An 18,151-nucleotide genomic window follows, 5' to 3' on the forward strand; every position below is an offset into this window, starting at 1 on the left:
CCACTCGCCAAGTTAGGGTCGGGCACGTGCCCACCCAGCTCGAGCGTCGTACGGCGACCGTGACCCGGCTGCTCGACGCGACCGAGGTCGTCGTCCACGAGCGCGGGTACGCCGACACGACGGTCGCCGCGATCTGCGCCCGGGCGGGGGTCAGCCAGGGTGGGCTGTTCCGCCACTTCCCGCACCGCCGCGCCCTGCTGGTCGCCACCGCCGCCCGGGTCGCCGAGCGGCAGACGGACCACGTGCCCGACGGCCTGAGCCTCCTCGACGCCCTGCGGCACCTGCGCGGGCTGGTGCGCTCGCGGCCCAACCAGGTCTGGCACGAGCTGGTGCGCGCCGCGCGCACCGACGCCGAGCTGCGCGCCGACCTGGCGCCGGCGCTGCGCGACTACCACCGGCGCACCGGGTCGGCGGTGGCCGCCCTCGCCCCCACCGGCCGCCCGTGGACCGCGACCCACCAGGCGGCGCTGCGGCTCGTCGTCAACTACCTCGACGGCGAGGCCGCCGTCGCGCACGTCCTGCCCGATCCCGATCGCGACGAGGCGACCCTGCGCGCCCTGGCCGACCTGCTCCGCCCACTGTTCGAGGAGAACCCGTGACCGACTCCCCCAGCGACTTCCAGCCCGACGCCATCGTGGTCGGGGCCGGCCTGGCCGGCCTCGTCGCCACCCACGAGCTGGTGCTGGCCGGCCGGAAGGTCCTGGTCCTCGACCAGGAGAACCGGGCCAACCTCGGCGGCCAGGCGTTCTGGTCGCTCGGCGGGCTGTTCCTCGTCGACTCCCCCGAGCAGCGCCGGATGGGCATCAAGGACTCGCGGGAGCTCGCCCTGCAGGACTGGTTCGGGTCCGCGGGGTTCGGCGACGGCGCCGACGACCACTGGGGCCGCCGGTGGGCCGAGGCGTACGTCGAGTTCGCGGCCGGCGAGAAGCGCGACTACCTGCACGCGCTCGGGCTCCGCTCGGTGCCGATGGTCGGCTGGGCCGAGCGCGGCGCCGCCGACCCCCAGGGCCACGGCAACTCCGTGCCGCGCTTCCACCTGACCTGGGGCACCGGCCCGGAGGTCGTCCGGATCTTCGCCGAGCCGGTGCTCGCGGCCGAGGAGCGGGGCCTGGTCTCGTTCGCCTTCCGCCACCAGGTCGACGAGGTGGTCGTCGAGGACGGACCGGCCGGACCGACGGTGGTCGGCGTCCGCGGCTCCGTGCTCGCACCGAGCGAGGAGGACCGCGGGGTGAGGTCCTCCCGCGAGGTCGTCGACACCTTCGAGCTGCGCGGCCCGGCGGTCATCGTCACCTCCGGCGGCATCGGCGGCAACCACGACCTCGTCCGCCAGACCTGGCCGACCGAGCGGATGGGCCCGGCGCCCGAGCACCTGATCTCCGGCGTCCCGGCGCACGTCGACGGCCGGATGCTCGCCATCAGCGAGGCCGCCGGCGCCCGCGTCGTGAACCGCGACCGGATGTGGCACTACACCGAGGGCGTGCACAACTGGGACCCGATCTGGCCCGACCACGCCATCCGGATCATCCCCGGACCGTCGTCGCTGTGGCTCGACGCGCACGGCAGGCGGTTCCCCGCGCCGAACTTCCCCGGCTGCGACAACCTGGGCACGATGCGTGCCATCCTCGCGACCGGCTACGACTACTCCTGGTTCGTGCTCACGCAGTCGGTGATCGAGAAGGAGTTCGCGCTCTCCGGCTCCGAGCAGAATCCCGACGTGACCGAGAAGGACCTCCGCGTCCTGCTGCGCGAGCGGCTGGCCAAGGGCGCACCGTCACCGGTGGAGGCGTTCAAGGAGCACGGCGAGGACTTCGTCGTCGCCGACTCGGTCGCCGAGCTCGTCGCCGGCATGAACGCGATCTCGCGCGGCCCGCAGCTCGACGCCGCCGAGATCGAGGCGATGGTCGTGGCCCGCGACCGCGAGCTCGACAACGGCTTCTCCAAGGACGCCCAGCTGATGCTGGTCGCCAACGCCCGCCGGTCGCGCACCGACAAGCTGGTCCGCGTCGCCAAGCCGCACAAGATCCTCGACCCGGCGCACGGCCCGCTGATCGCCGTCCGGCTCAACATCCTGACCCGCAAGACCCTCGGCGGGATCCAGACCGACCTGTCGTCGCGGGCGCTCGACGCCTCGGGCGAGCCCGTCCCCGGCCTGTACGCCGCGGGTGAGGTCGCGGGGTTCGGCGGCGGTGGGGTGCACGGTCACAACGCGCTGGAGGGCACCTTCCTGGGCGGTTGCATCTTCTCCGGCCGGGCGGCCGGGCGCGCCGTCGCGTCCACCGGCTGAGCAGTCCGCACGGGGCGCGGTCCGGCGGGTTTGTGCCGGCGGCCCACCGGACAGGCTGCGGTCCCCGAGCCAGCCCCAGGAGAACTCTCGATGTCCGGTCACGTGCCGCCCCCGCCCATGTCGCCCCCGCCCGGCGGGTACCCGCCGCAGGGTCCCCCGTCCGGTCCCCCGTCCGGTCCCCCGCCGGGTGGCCCGCCCTACGGCGGTCCGCCCTACGGCGGTCCTCCGTACGGCGGTCCCCCCTACGGGGGCCCGCCGCCGGGATGGGGCGGCCAGCCGCCGTACGGCCCGCCGTCCGGGCACGGAGGCTCGGGAGGCGGTGGGTCGCGACGCGGGCTGTGGATCGGCCTGGGCGTGGTGGCCCTGGTGCTCGTCATCGGGGTCGGCACCGCCCTCGGCTTCGCCCTCTCGGGCGACGACGACAACGACGACGACCGCAGGGCGAGCGACGACAACACCTCGGCGCCCGTCGACCCGAGCACGCCGGCCGAGACCGACTCCCCCGCCGACCCCGACCCGGAGGACCCCGAGCCGGTCGAGCCGACCGAGACCGAGCCCGCCGAGGGCACGGGGACGCCGTTCACGGCGGAGTACGGCTCCGACGTCGGCGACGTCTGCGACGGCGGCGCGATGTCCAACGCCGCCGCCTACGACCCGGCCGCGCCCAAGATCTCGCCGTTCAAGCAGCTGCCCGGCAACGACCTGTGGCTGTCGCAGTACGTGCCCTCCGACCAGCCCTACTACGTCGACTACGAGGACTTCGCCAAGGTGAGCGTGGTCGCCTGCCTGACCCCCGGCGAGCCGGCCGACCAGATCGAGTGCGAGTCGACGGACGCCGACGACAAGCCGGTGACCTACACCTTCGTGACCGTGCCGTACTCGCTGCGGTTCGTGGAGGCGGCGACCGGTCGCGACCTCGGGACGGCTCCCGACCTCGCGGCCCCGGCGGCGGACTGCCCGTTCGTCGCCTTCATCGAGGACGGCCGTGCCTACAGCAGCGTCGACGACGAGGAGCTCCAGGCCGCGATCGCGGCCCACGAGTTCGGCTGAGCCGGACCGGCCCGGTCAGCGGCGGGTGCGACCCGCGAGCAGGAACCGGTAGGCCAGGACGGCGACGATGACCAGGACGACGAGCAGCAGGATGAACTTCATCTGGACAGCGTCGTCGTGCCGTCAGCCCGTCGGTCCACCCGGGGAGGTGGACCGACGGGCTGCTCCCGCCGGGACCCGGCTCAGACGACGAAGTGGAAGAACGGGCTGCCGGGCTCGACCGGCTGGACGCTCACCGGGCTGGCCTCGAGCCGCGCGAGGAGGCCGGCGAGGTCGCCCGGGTCGGCGAGCTCGACGCCGATGAGGGCCGGGCCGGTCTCCCGGTTGTTGCGCTTGACGTACTCGAAGAGGGTGATGTCGTCGTCGGGGCCGAGCACCTCGTCGAGGAAGCGGCGCAGCGCGCCGGGCTCCTGCGGGAACGAGACCAGGAAGTAGTGCTTGAGCCCGCGATGCACCAGCGAGCGCTCGAGCACCTCGCCGTAGCGGCTGACGTCGTTGTTGCCCCCGGAGACCACGCACACGACGTCGGAGCCGGGCGGCAGGTCGAGCGCGAGCAGCGCGGCCGTGGCGAGGGCGCCGGCGGGCTCGGCGATGATCCCGTCGCTCTGGTAGAGGTCGAGCATCTCGGTGCAGACCCGGCCCTCCTCGACGGTGACCAGGTCGACGTCGCGGTCGCGGACCGCGGCGTAGGTGTGCGCGCCGGCTCGTCCCACGGCCGCACCGTCGACGAAGGTGTCGACCGACGGGAGGTCCACCGGACCGCCGGCGGCCACCGCCGCGGCCAGGCACGCGGCGCCGGCCGGCTCGACCCCGACGATCCGCGTCGCGTGACCGCGCTCGCGCAACCACGTCGCCGTACCCGCCAGCAGCCCGCCGCCACCGACCGGGACGACGACGGTGCCGGGCGCGCGGCCGAGCTGCTCGACGATCTCCGGCGCCACCGTGCCCTGGCCGTTGATCGTGCGCGGGTCGTCGAACGCCGGCACCAGGGTCGCGCCCGTGCGGGCGGCGTCGGCCGCGGCGGCCCGGCTCGCCTCCTCGTAGGTGTCGCCCAGGACGACGACCGCGACGCTGCCCTCGCCCAGCGCGGCGATCCGGTCCCGCTTCTGCCGCGGGGTCGTCTTCGGGACGTAGATCCGCCCCTCGGCACGCAACCGGCCGCAGGCCAGCGCCACGCCCTGGCCGTGGTTGCCCGCGCTGGCGCACACGACGCCGCGGGTCAGCGTCTCGGCGCTGAGCTGGGCCATGAAGTTGTAGGCGCCGCGGACCTTGTAGGACCGCACCGGCTGGAGGTCCTCCCGCTTCAGCCAGACCTCGAGCCCGGTCAGCCGGGACAGCCGGGTGCTCCGCTCCAGCGGGGTGCGGACCGCGACCCCGGCGACGCGGCGGGCGGACTCCTCGATCGAGTCCGCCGAGACGGGCGCGAGGTACGGCTGCTCGGTCACGGTGCCTCAACCTACGCGGGGCTGAACGTCGCACCGGGAGACGGTCCGGCGAGCCGGCGGGTAACTCACCGTTGTGCGTTCCTACCCGCCCGAATACGGGCGGGTAGGTGCAACGAACGGTGCGTTACCCGCCGGCGGACCCCGCGCACCCTCGCCCGCCCGGCCCGGCCGCGTCACCGCCCCCACTACGCTCGCCGACGTGGGCGCAGCTGGGGCAACGGTCGGGATCAGCCTGCGCGAGCCCGCCCACCGGGTCAGCCCGCGGGCGCGGACCATGTGGCACCTGAGCGCGGTGGTCGAGGGGGTGTTCGCGGTCGCGCTGCTCACCGGCGCCGTCCTGCTGTGGGACCGCGTGCCGGCCTGGACGATCGCCGCGCTGGCCGCCGTCCAGGTCGTGTGGGCCGTCGTCGTGCCGCGGTGGCGCTACCTGGTGCACCGCTGGGAGACCACCGAGACCGCCGTCTACACCCAGACCGGGTGGTGGGCGCGCGAGCGGCGGATCGCCCCGATGAGCAGGATCCAGACCGTCGACTACGCCGAGGGGCCGGTCGCCCGCCTGTTCGGCCTCGCCCGCGTCACCATCACCACCGCCTCGGCCGCCGGCGCGATCAGCATCGACGGCCTCGACCGCGACACCGCGCGCCGCCTCGTCGACGACCTCACCCTCAAGGCCGACGCCGTCGAGGGCGACGCCACGTGAGCGACCCGCCCGGCCCGCCCGACCCGTCCGGTCCACCCCACCCATCCGCGGCACCCGCGGCACCCGCGCCACCGGACCCGCCCGTCCCGCCCACCGCGCCGTCCGACCAGGGGTGGCAGCGTCTCGACGCCCGGATGCTCCTGGTCCACCCGGTGCGCGAGCTGGTCAGGTTCCTGCCGGTCCTCGTCGGCCTGCTCATCGCCGGGTCGGCCTCCGGCGGGCCCCCGTGGCAGCTGCTCGGCGTCGCCGTCCCGATCGTGTACGGCATCTTCCGCTACCTCACGACGCGGTTCCGGGTGGCCGACGGACGGGTCGAGCTCAGTCGCGGCCTGCTGAGCCGCCGGGTCACGTCGACGCCGGTCGCCCGGGTGCGCACCGTCGACCTGACCGCCTCCCTCATCCACCGGCTGCTGGGCCTGACCACCCTGCGCATCGGCACCGGCCTGGCCAGCAGCGACGACGGCGAGTCGCTGGACCTCGACGGGCTCCCGGTCGGGCGCGCGCACGCCCTGCGCGCGCAGCTGCTGCGCGCGGCGCCCGTCGGTCCCGCCGCGACGGCCGGCGGGGACGGCGACGCGGGCGGACCGCACGCCGCGGCGCCGACCACCCTGGCCACCTTCGACCTGCGGTGGCTGCGGTTCGCGCCGTTCACGGCCACCGGCGCCGTCGTGGTCGCGGCGACCGTGGGCGCCCTGAGCCAGGTGCTCGACTCGCTCGACCTCTGGGAGCGCCTCGACGTCGGGGACCTGGCCGTGCCGTCCTTCCTCGGCATCGCGCTGCTCGTCGTCGGCGCGCTCGTCGTGCTGGCGGCCGCCTCGGTGCTCGGCTACCTCGTCACCAACGGCGGCTACCGGCTCACCCGCGCCGCCGGCGCCTGGCACGTGCGGCGCGGGCTGCTCACCACCCGCGAGACCAGCATCGACGAGGGCCGCCTCGCCGGCGTCGCGCTCGGGGAGCCGCTCGCGCTCCGCCTCGCCGGCGGCCGGCACCTGCAGGCGATCGTCACCGGCGTCGACCGCAGCGAGAGCGGCAGCTCGACCCTGGTCCCGCCCGCCGACGCCGGCGTCGCGACCCGGGTCGCAGGCGAGCTGCTCGGCTCGGCCGTGCCCGTGGACGCCCGGCTCGTCGGCCACGGCCCACGGGCGGCCCGGCGGCGCTGGACCCGCGCCCTGCTGGGCGCGCTGCCCGTGGTCGTCGCGGCCGTCGTCCTCGCGGTCGCCACGGGCTGGTGGTGGCCGGTGGTCGTCGCCGTCACGGCCCTCGCCGCCACGGCCGCGCTCGCCGCCGACCGGGTGGCCGGGCTCGGGCACGTCCTCGCCGAGGGGTACGTCGTCGTCCGCTCCGGCAGCCTGACCCGGCGGCGCGAGGTGCTGGGTGCCGAGCACGTCATCGGCTGGAACCTGCGCGACACCTGGTTCCAGCGCCGGGCCGGGCTGACGACGCTGGTCGCGACGACCGCCGGCGGCGGTGGGTCGGTCACCGCGCCCGACGTGCCGGAGCCGACCGCCGTCGCGCTCGCGGACGACGCCGTCCCCGGTCTGGTCGAGCAGTTCCTCGAGCCCGTCGCGCCACGCCCTAGCCTCTCCGCATGACCGCGACCCCCACCACGACCATCCTCGACGGCGGCCTCTCCACGGCCCTGGAGGAGCTCGGCGCCGACCTCGGCTCCGCGTTGTGGACCGCCCGTCTGCTCCGCGACGACCCGGCGCGGATCGTCGCGGCCCATCGCGCGTACTTCGAGGCCGGCGCCGAGGTCGCCACGGCGGCCAGCTACCAGGCGAGCGTCCCGAGCCTCGTCGCCGCCGGGCTCGACGAGGCCGAGGCGACGCGGCTCGTCGTGACCGCCGTCGAGCTCGCCCGGGTCGCCCGCGACGAGGCCACCGACACGCGCGGGACCGGGTTGCGGGTGGCGGCGTCCGTGGGACCGTACGGCGCCGTGCTGGCCGACGGCTCCGAGTACCGCGGCCGCTACGGCCGCACCGCCCGCGAGCTGCGGGACTTCCACGGCCCGCGCCTCGAGCTGCTCGCCTCGGCCGGGCCCGACCTGTTCGCCGTCGAGACCGTCCCCGACCTCGACGAGGCGGCCGTGCTGGTGCCGCTGCTCGACGAGATCGGCATCCCCGCCTGGTTCGGCTACGTCGTCCGGGGCGCCGAGACGGCCGCCGGGCAACCGCTGGAGGACGCCTACGCCGTGCTGTCCGGCAGCACCTCGCTCGTGGCCGCCGGCGTCAACTGCTCGGCGCCCGGCGACGTCCTGGACGCCGTCACGACCAGCGTCACCGTCACCGGGCTGCCGGCCGTGGTCTACCCGAACCGCGGCGGCACCTGGAACAGCGAGACCCGGGCGTGGGAGGGCGTCGGCGGTCTCGACGTCGGCCTGGTCGACGCCTGGGTCGGCGCGGGCGCCCGGCTGGTCGGCGGCTGCTGCGGCACCGGACCCCGCGACATCGCCGCCCTGACCGAGCACGTCCGACGTCGCGACGCCTGAGCCCGCCGGCACCACGCCGCACCTCCCCGCCGTCGGCGACGGCGCCGTCCCTGCACCACCCGCACCATGAGACCCGTAACAGGGACGACCCCTGGCGCCACTAGGTTTGCGGCCATGTTCTCCAAGGTCCTGGTAGCGAACCGCGGCGAGATCGCGATCCGCGGTTTCCGCGCGGCGTACGAGCTCGGTGCGAAGACGGTGGCGGTCTTCCCCTACGAGGACCGCTGGTCCGAGCACCGCCTCAAGGCCGACGAGGCCTACGAGATCGGCGAGCGCGGCCACCCCGTGCGCGCCTACCTCGACGCCGACGCGATCGTGGCGGTGGCCCTCAAGTCGGGCGCGGACGCCGTCTACCCCGGCTACGGGTTCCTCTCGGAGAACCCGGCGCTGGCCGAGGCCTGCACCAACGCCGGCATCACCTTCGTCGGCCCGACCTCCGACGTCCTCGAGCTGACCGGCAACAAGGCGCGCGCGATCGCGGCGGCCAAGGCGGCCGGCGTCCCGACGCTGGCCAGCGTCGAGCCCGGCACGGACGTCGACACCCTCGTCGCCGCGGCCGCGGACCTGCCGTACCCGCTGTTCGTCAAGGCCGTCGCCGGGGGCGGCGGCCGCGGCATGCGCCGCGTCGACGACCCGAAGGACCTGCGCGAGGCGGTCGCGACCTGCATGCGCGAGGGCGAGGGCGCCTTCGGCGACCCGACGGTCTTCATCGAGCAGGCGGTCGTCGAGCCGCGGCACATCGAGGTGCAGATCCTCGCCGACGGCGTCGGCCACGTGATGCACCTCTTCGAGCGCGACTGCTCCGTGCAGCGCCGGCACCAGAAGGTCGTCGAGATCGCGCCGGCGCCCAACCTCGACCCCGAGCTGCGCGAGCGGATGTGTGCGGACGCCGTCCGCTTCGCCCGCGAGATCGGCTACCGCAACGCCGGCACCGTCGAGTTCCTCCTCGACCCCGCGGGCAACTACGTCTTCATCGAGATGAACCCGCGCATCCAGGTCGAGCACACCGTGACCGAGGAGGTCACCGACGTCGACCTCGTGCAGTCGCAGCTGCGGATCGCCGCGGGCGAGACCCTCGACGACCTCGGCCTCTCGCAGGAGACCGTGCAGCTGCGCGGGGCCGCCCTGCAGTGCCGGATCACCACCGAGGACCCCGCCAACAACTTCCGCCCCGACACCGGCATCATCACGACGTACCGCTCCCCCGGCGGCGGCGGCATCCGCCTCGACGGCGGCACGGTGTACACCGGCGCCGAGGTCTCGGCCCACTTCGACTCGATGCTGGCCAAGCTCACCTGCCGCGGCCGCACCTTCGAGAGCGCGGTCGCCAAGGCCAAGCGCGCGGTCGCCGAGTTCCGCATCCGCGGCGTCTCCACCAACATCCCGTTCCTCCAGGCGCTCCTCGACGACCCCGACTTCGCCGCCGGCCGGGTGACGACGTCGTTCATCGAGACGCACCCGCAGCTGCTGAGCGCCCGCAGCTCGGGAGACCGCGGCACCAAGCTGCTGACCTACCTCGCCGACGTCACGGTCAACCAGCCGCACGGCGCCGCGCCGGTCAGCATCGACCCGGTCAGCAAGCTGCCCGCCGTCGACCTCGACGTCCCGGCCCCCGACGGCACCCGCCAGCTGCTGCTGGACGTAGGCCCGGAGGAGTTCGCCCGCCGGCTGCGCGCCCAGGACCGCGTCGCCGTCACCGACACGACGTTCCGCGACGCCCACCAGTCGCTGCTCGCCACCCGGGTCCGCACGCGTGACCTCGACGCCGTCGCGGGTCACGTGGCCCGCACGACGCCCGAGCTGTGGTCGCTCGAGGCCTGGGGCGGGGCGACGTACGACGTCGCGCTGCGCTTCCTCGGCGAGGACCCCTGGGAGCGGCTGGCCGTGCTGCGGCAGTCGGTGCCCAACATCTGCCTCCAGATGCTGCTGCGCGGGCGCAACACCGTCGGCTACACGCCGTACCCCACCGCCGTCACGAACGCCTTCGTCGAGGAGGCCGCGGCCACCGGCATCGACGTCTTCCGGGTCTTCGACGCCCTGAACGACGTCGAGCAGATGCGGCCGGCGATCGAGGCCGTGCGCGCCACCGGCACCGCCGTCGCCGAGGTCGCCCTCTGCTACACCGGCGACCTGTCCAACCCCGACGAGGACCTCTACACCCTCGACTACTACCTGCGCCTGGCCGAGCGGATCGTCGACGCCGGCGCACACGTGCTGGCGATCAAGGACATGGCCGGCCTGTTGCGCGCGCCCGCCGCCCGCACCCTGGTCACCGCGCTCCGCGACCGCTTCGACCTCCCGGTCCACCTGCACACCCACGACACCCCGGGCGGGCAGCTCGCCACGCTCCTGGCGGCGATCGACGCGGGGGTGGACGCCGTCGACGCGGCCTGCGCGGCGGTGGCCGGCACGACGTCCCAGCCGGCCCTGTCGGCGCTGGTCTCGGCGACCGACCACTCGGCGCGGGAGACCGGCCTGTCGCTGGCCGCGGTCAACGCGCTCGAGCCCTACTGGGAGGCGACCCGCCGCGTCTACGCGCCGTTCGAGTCGGGCCTGCCCGCCCCCACCGGCCGCGTCTACCGCCACGAGATCCCCGGCGGCCAGCTCTCCAACCTGCGCCAGCAGGCGATCGCCCTCGGCCTCGGCGAGAAGTTCGAGCAGGTCGAGGACATGTACGCCGCGGCGAACGACATCCTCGGCCGGGTCCCGAAGGTGACGCCGTCCTCGAAGGTGATCGGCGACCTGGCCCTCGCGCTGGTGGGCATCGGGGCCGACCCGGCCGAGTTCGCCGAGGACCCCTCCCGGTACGACATCCCCGACTCCGTCATCGGCTTCCTCAACGGCGAGCTCGGCGACCCGCCCGGCGGCTGGCCCGAGCCGTTCCGCTCCAAGGCCCTCGAGGGCCGCACCTGGAAGGCGCCCGCCGAGGACCTCACCGACGACCAGGCCGCCGGGCTGGCCGGCGCGTCGCCGACGCGGCGGCGCACGCTCAACCAGCTCCTCTTCCCCGGCCCCACGCGCGAGTTCGACGAGTCCCGGCAGACCTACGGCGACATCTCGGTGCTGCCGACCCGCGACTACCTCTACGGCCTGCGCCAGGGCGAGGAGCACGAGGTCGAGCTCGAGCCCGGCGTCACGCTGCTGATCGGGCTGCAGGCGATCAGCGAGCCCGACGAGCGCGGCATCCGCACCGTGATGACCACGATCAACGGCCAGATGCGGCCCATCTCGGTGCGCGACCGCTCGATCGCCTCCGACGTCGCGGTCGCGGAGAAGGCCGACCCCGGCAAGCCGGGGCACGTCGCCGCGCCGTACCAGGGCGTCGTCACCCTGGCCGTCGCCGCCGGCGACGCCGTCGAGGCGGGCCAGACCGTCGCGACCATCGAGGCGATGAAGATGGAGGCCTCGATCACCGCCCCCGTCGCCGGCACGGTCGAGCGGGTCGCCCTCACCGGCACCCAGGCCGTCGACGGCGGCGACCTGGTCGTCGTCCTGTCCTGATCGCCCGCCGTCCCGACCCACGCTGACCCGTCACCTATAGGTGACGGGTCGGCCCGGTTCGAGCGCTGACCCGTCACCTATAGGTGACGGGTCGGCCCGGTTCGAGCGCTGACCCGTCAGCGATCGCTGACGGGTCAGCGCTCAGCCCAGCGTGAAGAGGGTCGAGCGCAGGGCCGCGAGGTAGCGGAAGTTCTCGCCGGTGAGCACCGTCGAGCCGGCGGTGCCGGTGATCCGGATCGAGGTGACCCGGCCGCCATACGCGCCACCACCGTCGCGGCCGAGCACGGTCATCGACCGGAACGTGCCGATGTCGGTGGGGTCGTCGGGGTTGGCCGCGGCGACCCGGCGGGCCAGGTCGGCGCTGATGGTGGCCGTCCACCCGCGGTAGGCGGTGTCGTAGGGGTCGCGCTTGGCGACGAGGTAGGGCTGGGAACCGGCGGCCAGGTAGCCGCCGTTGCTGGCCGAGAACTGGGTGAACGCCGGCAGCCCGTCGGCGGTGAGGAGCACCTGGCCGCGGGTGGCGTCGATGGCGCGGTTGGTCGCCGGGTGCTCGTCGGTGAAGCCGCCGTAGACCTGGCAGCTCGTGGTGTCGCAGATCTGGTAGTGCCGCGCGGTGCCGTCGCGACGGTCGAAGGCCGCGTAGGTGCGCGCCGCCACCGCCTGGGAGCGCAGTGCGGCCGCGCGCCAGGACGCCGGGACCTCCCGCGGCACGACGCCCTTGAGGTAGGAGTCGAGCGGGACGACGTTCACGGTGTCGCGCTGCACCGTCGTCGCGGTCGCGCCCGCCGAGCGGAGCACCCCGCGGTACGCCCGGCGCCCGGACGGCGTGACCAGGGTGATCGGCTCCCCGCCCGCGGTGAACTGCGCCTCGCCCGGCGTGGTGCGGACCTTCGTCCAGCGCCCTCGCTGGCCCTTCCAGGCCAGCGTGCTCGTGCGTCCGCCCGCCGACGGGGTGATCCGCCACAGCCGGGCGGCGCGCGGCTTCGTGAGTCGGACGGTGCGTCCGTTGCCGAGGCTGCGGTAGCGGAGGCCGCCCCGGTCGACGACCACGACGTCGGTGCTGGTGTCGGCGGTCAGCAGCACGGAGACGTTGCCGCCGGCACGACCCCAGGTCAGGCCGGGGTAGTAGAAGCCGAGGATCTCGCGGTGGCTCAGGCCCTGGCCGGCGGCACCCTGGGCGCCGTACTGCGACAGGCCGTGGCCGTGCCCGTAGCCGTTGCCGGTGACCCGCACCGACGGGGCGGCCCGCTCGGCCGCCGGCTCGGCCGCCCGCCCGGTCACCGCGTCGAGGGTGAGGTCGTCCTCGGCGCCCGCGGGCGCGGTCACCGCCAGCGCGGTGGTCAGGACGAGGGCGCTGAGCGCGACGAGCAGCTTCACCGAGGACTCCAGGGTCGAGGGGCACCGACGTCGACCGACGGCGGCCACCGCGGGGTCGCCCCGCGGTGGCCGGTCGTGGTCAGCCGTGGTCAGTCGTGCTTAGCCGTTGTAGGAGGGCTGCGACTGCGCGTTGAAGCTCGAGAGCCGCACCTTCGCCGCCCGGCGGGCCCACGGCGTGCGGATCTGGAAGACCTCGAGCCCGCGGGTGATGTCGCTGGAGTAGACGAAGCCGTTGTACCAGTACGACGACCACGACCCGCCCAGCTCCAGGCGACGGTTGGAGATCGCGCCACGGTCGAAGTGCTGCAGCTCGCGCGGGTTGCGGGAGTCGGTGAAGTCGAAGACCGACGTGCCGCCCTGGTACCAGGCCTGCACCATGATGTCGCGACCCTTGACCGGGATCAGCGAGCCGTTGTGCGCCACGCAGTTCTCGGTGTCCGACTGCACGCGCGGCATCTTGTAGTAGCTGCGGAACTTCAGCTCGCGACGGACGATGTCGTAGATGCCGTTCGCCCCCCGCTTCGGGCCGACGTCGTTGTTGCACATCGGGCCGCCGCCCCCGCCGAGCTCGTCGGTGAAGACGACCTTGGTGCCGGCGTTGTTGAAGGTCGCGGAGTGCCAGAAGGCGAAGTTGCGCCGGTCCTTGACGCGGTCGATGACCCGCGGCCGGGCGCGGTTGGTGATGTCGAGCAGGATGCCGTCGCCCATGCAGGCGCCGGCGGCGAGGTTCTTGCGCGGGTACGCGGTGATGTCGTGGCAGCCGCTGGTGTTGCTGCTGTAGTCGTCGCCCCTCGTCCCGCCGCCGGGGAAGAGCACCGGCGTGCGGACCACCCGGGCCGCCGCGCCGTCGTCGGTCGGCACCTTCACCACGCTGATCGAGTCGTGCGGGGGCTTGCACCCCTTGAGCCGGGGCGCGGGGCCGTAGGACGACACGTAGACGTAGACGTTCCGGCCGTCACGGTCGGGGGCGAGGGTGTGGGTGTGGGAGCCGCACGAGGTGGCGACCGACGTCAGCAGCTCCGGCGAGCGGGGGTCGGAGATGTCGAAGACCCGGATGCCCTCCCACGTGGTGGTCTCGTCGCCTCCCGGCTCGGCGTACTCGGCGTTGCAGGTGTCGTCGCTGAGCACGGCGTCGACGGACAGCACGAGCAGGTTGCGGTAGACCGAGACGTCGTTCTGCGCGCCCGGGCAGACGACCTGGGCGACGCGCCGCGGGCTCCGCGGCCGCGAGATGTCGTAGACGGCGAAGCCGTTGTAGTTGCCGGCGAAGGCGTAGTCGCCCTTGAACGCCAGGTCGGTGCCGAACGCACCGTCCTCGGCGAGCTCGGCGGCGAGCGGCACCCGGGCGACCTGGCGCATGGCGCGGCTGCGGTCGACCTGGCCGCTGGTGACGCGCGGCACGGCCGGGTCGGTGCGCGCGATGTCGTGCCCGGGGAGGACCGGGCGCTTCTCCAGCGCCGGCGGGTCGTCGGGGTCCGCGGACGCGGGGGCGACGGCCAGTCCGGCCGCCAGGACGAACGAGCCGAGGGCGACGATCAGCTTCACCGAGATTCTCCTACCTGGGGGGGCGCTCACCCACACCGACCTAAGGTGCTGGGCATGGACCCGAGTCGCGCACTCGCCGTGGGTACGGCGCTCTGCCTGGTGCTCGTCGCGGGCTGTGCTGGCGAGCAGCCTACGACGAACCCGCCCTCCGCTGTCCACACCCACGCCGGTGACGGGCACGCGATGGACGCCGTCCCCGAACCTCCCGCGTCGGCCGACTGGAACGCCGCCGACGCGACCTACCTCTCGATGATGGTGGCCCACCACAGCCAGGCGATCGACCTCACCGAGCTCGCCGCCGAGCGTGCCGTCGACCGGCGGGTGCGCAAGATCGCCACCGGGATCGACGCCGGGCAGGGCCGGGAGGTCCTGGTGATGGCGGCGTGGCTGGTCGACCACGACCTGCCGGAGCCGACGGTCGAGGGCGTGGCCGCCATGACCGAGCACGGCATGCCCGGCATGCTCACCACCGCCCAGGTCGACGCGCTCGCGGCGACCGACGGGACGGAGTTCGACCGCCGCTTCCTCGAGGACATGATCCAGCACCACCAGGGTGCCGTCGCCATGGCCGAGCAGCAGGTCGTCGAGGGTGAGGACGTCCGGGCCACCGAGATGGCCACCGACGTGATCGCCAGCCAGAACGCCGAGATCACCCGGATGCGTGAGCTGCTGCGACAGCTGCCGTGACCGGCTCGCGCGGCGGGTGAGCGTCGCTAGACGCGGTGCAGGCGACGCGCGGCCTCGGCGATCGAGCCGCTGTTGGACGGGTAGACGGTGAAGACCTGGGCCAGCTGGTCGGCGGTGAGCGACTCGCCGACGGCGACCGCGACCGCGTGGATCAGCTCGCTCGCCCGCGGCCCGACCACCACTCCCCCGACGACGATGCCGGTGCCCGGACGGCAGAAGAGCTTCACGAAGCCGTCGCGGACGCCCTGCATCTTGGCGCGCGGGTTGCCGGCCAGGGGGAGCATGACCGACTCGGCCTGGATCTCGCCTGCGTCGACGGCCTGCTGCGACCAGCCGACGGTGGCGATCTCGGGTGCGGTGAAGACGTTGGAGGAGACCTTCTTGAGGTCGAGCGGGTGCACGGTGTCGCCGAGCAGGTGCCACATCGCGATCCGGCCCTGCATGGCGGCGACGCTGGCGAGCATCAGGACGCCGGTGCAGTCGCCGGCGGCGTACACGCCGCGCGCCGAGGTGCGCGAGACCCGGTCGACCTTGACGAAGCCACCGTCGTCGAGGACGACGCCGGCCTCCTCGAGGCCGAGGTCGTGGGTGTTGGGGACCGACCCGAGGGCCAGGATGCAGTGGCTGCCCCGCACCTCGCGGCCGTCGGTGAGCCGGACCGTGACGACGTCGCCGTCGCGGGTGACCGACTCCATCCGGGACTTCGACAGCACCGTCATGCCGCGGCGCTTGGAGACGTCCTCGAGGACGAGGGAGGCGTCGGCGTCCTCGCCCGGGAGCACGCGGTCGCGGCTGGAGACGAGGGTGACCGGGATGCCGAGCGCGAGGTAGGCGCTGGCGAACTCGGCGCCGGTCACCCCGGAGCCGACGACGACGAGCTCGGTCGGCACCTCGGTGAGGTCGTAGACCTGCTCCCAGGTGAGGATCCGCTCGCCGTCGGGCTGGGCGCTGGGCAGGGTGCGCGGTGCGGCGCCGGTGGCGACGAGGATCGCGTCGGCGTCGTAGGTCGTCCCGCCGACGACGACCCGGCTCGGTCCGTCGAGCCGGCCGCGACCCCGGACGACGGTGACACCCTCCTTGTCGAGGCGGCGCGCGATGTCGTCGGACTGGTCGGTCGCGAGCTGCTTGACCCGCGCGTTGACCCGCGCCAGGTCGACCCGGATGGTGGTCGCGGCGTCGCCCTCGGAGTCGTGGAAGTCGATGCCGAGCTCGGCCGCGGCGGCGACCTGCGTCATCACCTCGGCGGTGGCGATGAGGGTCTTGCTGGGCACGCAGTCGGTGAGGACCGCCGAGCCGCCGATGCCGTCGGAGTCGACGACGGTGACGTCGGCGCCGAGCTGGGCGGCGACGAGGGCGGCCTCGTAGCCTCCGGGCCCGCCGCCGAGGATGACAACGCGGTCAGTACTCATGCCTGCAGGCTATCGAGCGCGCTCGGGCGCCGTCCGGGTGGCGTCGGGCCGGGGGTCGGGCCGGGTCGTGTGCCTCACACCGAGCCCCACACCGGCCGCAGGCCCACGACCCCACCTCCAGCCGGCCGCACAGGACAGGACGACCCGGTCCGCGACCGGATCAGAAGTTGATCATGTGGCCGGCGATGCCGTGGACCGCTTCCTTGACGGACTCGCCGAGGGTCGGGTGCGCGAAGATGTTGCGAGCGACCTCGTCGGCGGTGAGGTCCCACCGCTGGGCCAGGGTGAGCACGGGCAGCAGCTCGGTGACGTCGGGGCCGATGAGGTGGGCGCCGATGATCTCGTTGTGCTCGGCGTCCGCGACGATCTTGACGAAGCCGGCGGTGTCACCGAGGCCCTGGGCCTTGCCGTTGGCCGAGAAGGGGAACGTCGCGGTCTTGACGTCGTAGCCCTTGTCCTTGGCCTGCTGCTCGGAGTAGCCGAACGAGCCGATCTGCGGCTGGCAGTAGGTGGCGCGCGGGATCATGTCGAAGTCGATCTCCATGGTCTCGGCGCCGGCGATGGTCTCGGCGGCGACGATGCCCATCGCCTCGGCGGCGTGGGCGAGCATCATCTTGCCGGTGACGTCGCCGATGGCGTAGACGTGCTCGACGTTGGTGCGGCCGCGGCCGTCGATGTCGATCGCGCCGCGCTCGGTGAGCTGGACGCCGGCGGCCTCGAGGCCGTAGCCGTCCACGCGCGGTGCGAACCCGAAGGCGGCGAGGAACTTGTCGGCCTCGAGCACCTGCTCGTCGCCGCCGCCGGCGGGGGCGACGGTGACCTTGACCCCGGAGCCGGTGTCCTCGACGCCCTTGACGGCGGTCGAGGTGAGCACCTTCACGCCGAGCTTCTTGTAGTGCTTGGCGAGCTCCTTGGACACGTCGGCGTCCTCGGTGGGGACCATCCGGTCGACGAACTCGACGATGGTGACGTCGACGCCGAAGTTCTTCATGACGTAGGCGAACTCGACGCCGATCGCGCCCGAGCCGCCGATGATGATCGAGCCGGGGAGGTTCTCGTCGAGGATCTGCTCCTCGTAGGTGACCACGTTGTCGCTGAGGGTCACGCCGGGGACGAGGCGCACCTTCGCGCCCGAGGCGATGATGAGGTCGTCGCAGGTGTGGGCGGTCGTCTCGCCGTCCTTGCCCTTGACGTCGACCGACGTCGGGCCGGTGAGGGTGCCCCAGCCGTCGATCTCGGTGATCTTGTTCTTCTTCATCAGGAAGTGGACGCCCTTGACGATCCCGGCGGACACCTGACGGCTGCGCTTGTGGGTCGGGCCGTACGCCATGGTGGCGTCGCCCTCGATGCCGAACTTCGCCTTCTCGTGGGTGAGCACGTGCGACAGCTCGGCGTTCTTGAGGAGCGCCTTGGAGGGGATGCAGCCGACGTTGAGGCAGACACCGCCCCAGTACTTCTCCTCCACCACGGCAACGGACTTGCCGAGCTGGGCGGCGCGGATCGCGGCGACGTACCCACCGGGGCCGGCACCGAGGACGAGGACATCGAAGTGGCTCACGACTGCAGCCTAGTCCGGGTGGCGGGACGCCTCCGCCTCGGGCATTACTGTGCTCTCCGTGACGCCTGCCCCCCTGACGCCGCTCGCCGCGCCCGCACCGCGCCCGG

At 73.8% G+C, this 18,151-nt stretch carries 13 protein-coding genes; 8 read left to right on the forward strand and 5 right to left on the reverse strand.

Going from position 1 to position 18,151, the window contains the following annotated elements:
- Positions 1-26: 26 nt before the first annotated feature.
- From E4623_RS00805 to E4623_RS00815, 3 genes are all read left to right on the forward strand, one after another.
- Complete coding sequence (locus E4623_RS00805; protein WP_134764625.1) at positions 27-599, forward strand: TetR/AcrR family transcriptional regulator; 573 nt, start codon at positions 27-29, stop codon at positions 597-599.
- On the forward strand, positions 596-2,284 hold the full coding sequence (locus E4623_RS00810; RefSeq protein ID WP_134764626.1) for an FAD-binding dehydrogenase: 1,689 nt from the start codon (positions 596-598) through the stop codon (positions 2,282-2,284). Before E4623_RS00805 ends, E4623_RS00810 begins: the two co-directional genes overlap by 4 nt.
- Positions 2,285-2,638: 354 nt before the next feature.
- On the forward strand, positions 2,639-3,334 hold the full coding sequence (locus tag E4623_RS00815) for a hypothetical protein (protein WP_167736412.1): 696 nt from the start codon (positions 2,639-2,641) through the stop codon (positions 3,332-3,334).
- Positions 3,335-3,516: 182 nt separating this feature from the next.
- Here E4623_RS00815 and ilvA read toward each other — a convergent pair whose 3' ends face one another.
- Positions 3,517-4,779 carry a threonine ammonia-lyase IlvA gene (gene ilvA / locus E4623_RS00820; protein WP_134764628.1) on the reverse strand — a complete coding sequence of 421 codons (1,263 nt, stop codon included), beginning with the start codon at positions 4,777-4,779 and terminating at the stop codon, positions 3,517-3,519.
- Between the two features lie 199 nt (positions 4,780-4,978).
- On the opposite strand from ilvA, the gene E4623_RS00825 reads away from it, so the two are divergent.
- The 4 genes from E4623_RS00825 to E4623_RS00840 all read left to right on the forward strand — a co-directional run bounded on the left by E4623_RS00825 (position 4,979) and on the right by E4623_RS00840 (position 11,468).
- Positions 4,979-5,479 (forward strand): PH domain-containing protein, encoded by a 501-nt coding sequence (locus E4623_RS00825; RefSeq protein ID WP_245154765.1) that lies wholly within the window; start codon positions 4,979-4,981, stop codon positions 5,477-5,479.
- Positions 5,476-7,071 (forward strand): PH domain-containing protein, encoded by a 1,596-nt coding sequence (locus E4623_RS00830; RefSeq protein WP_134764629.1) that lies wholly within the window; start codon positions 5,476-5,478, stop codon positions 7,069-7,071. The genes E4623_RS00825 and E4623_RS00830 overlap by 4 nt, the downstream gene beginning before the upstream one ends.
- Positions 7,068-7,967 (forward strand): homocysteine S-methyltransferase, encoded by a 900-nt coding sequence (mmuM, locus tag E4623_RS00835; protein WP_134764630.1) that lies wholly within the window; start codon positions 7,068-7,070, stop codon positions 7,965-7,967. The genes E4623_RS00830 and mmuM overlap by 4 nt, the downstream gene beginning before the upstream one ends.
- Positions 7,968-8,081: 114 nt before the next feature.
- Positions 8,082-11,468: a pyruvate carboxylase gene (locus E4623_RS00840; RefSeq protein ID WP_134764631.1), complete on the forward strand. Its 3,387-nt coding sequence runs from the start codon at positions 8,082-8,084 to the stop codon at positions 11,466-11,468.
- A 141-nt stretch (positions 11,469-11,609) separates the two neighbouring features.
- On the opposite strand, the gene E4623_RS00845 is transcribed toward E4623_RS00840, so the two are convergent.
- The gene (locus E4623_RS00845) at positions 11,610-12,845 is read right to left on the reverse strand and encodes a SpoIID/LytB domain-containing protein (protein ID WP_167736413.1); all 1,236 of its coding nucleotides are present in this window, start codon (positions 12,843-12,845) and stop codon (positions 11,610-11,612) included.
- A 99-nt stretch (positions 12,846-12,944) separates the two neighbouring features.
- On the reverse strand, positions 12,945-14,390 hold the full coding sequence (locus tag E4623_RS00850) for a hypothetical protein (protein ID WP_245154766.1): 1,446 nt from the start codon (positions 14,388-14,390) through the stop codon (positions 12,945-12,947).
- Between the two features lie 54 nt (positions 14,391-14,444).
- Between E4623_RS00850 and E4623_RS00855 the strand changes: the two genes are divergently transcribed.
- Positions 14,445-15,077 (forward strand): DUF305 domain-containing protein, encoded by a 633-nt coding sequence (locus E4623_RS00855; RefSeq protein WP_134764633.1) that lies wholly within the window; start codon positions 14,445-14,447, stop codon positions 15,075-15,077.
- A 26-nt stretch (positions 15,078-15,103) separates the two neighbouring features.
- On the opposite strand, the gene E4623_RS00860 is transcribed toward E4623_RS00855, so the two are convergent.
- Positions 15,104-16,486 carry an NAD(P)H-quinone dehydrogenase gene (locus E4623_RS00860; protein ID WP_134764634.1) on the reverse strand — a complete coding sequence of 461 codons (1,383 nt, stop codon included), beginning with the start codon at positions 16,484-16,486 and terminating at the stop codon, positions 15,104-15,106.
- A gap of 160 nt (positions 16,487-16,646) precedes the next feature.
- Positions 16,647-18,044 (reverse strand): dihydrolipoyl dehydrogenase, encoded by a 1,398-nt coding sequence (gene lpdA, locus E4623_RS00865; protein WP_134764635.1) that lies wholly within the window; start codon positions 18,042-18,044, stop codon positions 16,647-16,649.
- Positions 18,045-18,151: the final 107 nt, after the last annotated feature.

It is taken from the genome of Nocardioides sp. 1609 (assembly GCF_004522105.1).
GTDB lineage: Bacteria > Actinomycetota > Actinomycetes > Propionibacteriales > Nocardioidaceae > Nocardioides.

Excerpts from the sequence above, each read along its gene's own strand:
- mmuM (WP_134764630.1), top strand. The coding sequence starts at position 7,068 with ATGACCGCGACCCCCACCACGACCATCCTCGACGGCGGCCTCTCCACG.
- E4623_RS00840 (WP_134764631.1), top strand. The coding sequence starts at position 8,082 with ATGTTCTCCAAGGTCCTGGTAGCGAACCGCGGCGAGATCGCGATCCGC.
- E4623_RS00855 (WP_134764633.1), top strand. The coding sequence starts at position 14,445 with ATGGACCCGAGTCGCGCACTCGCCGTGGGTACGGCGCTCTGCCTGGTG.
- E4623_RS00860 (WP_134764634.1), bottom strand. The coding sequence starts at position 16,486 with ATGAGTACTGACCGCGTTGTCATCCTCGGCGGCGGGCCCGGAGGCTAC.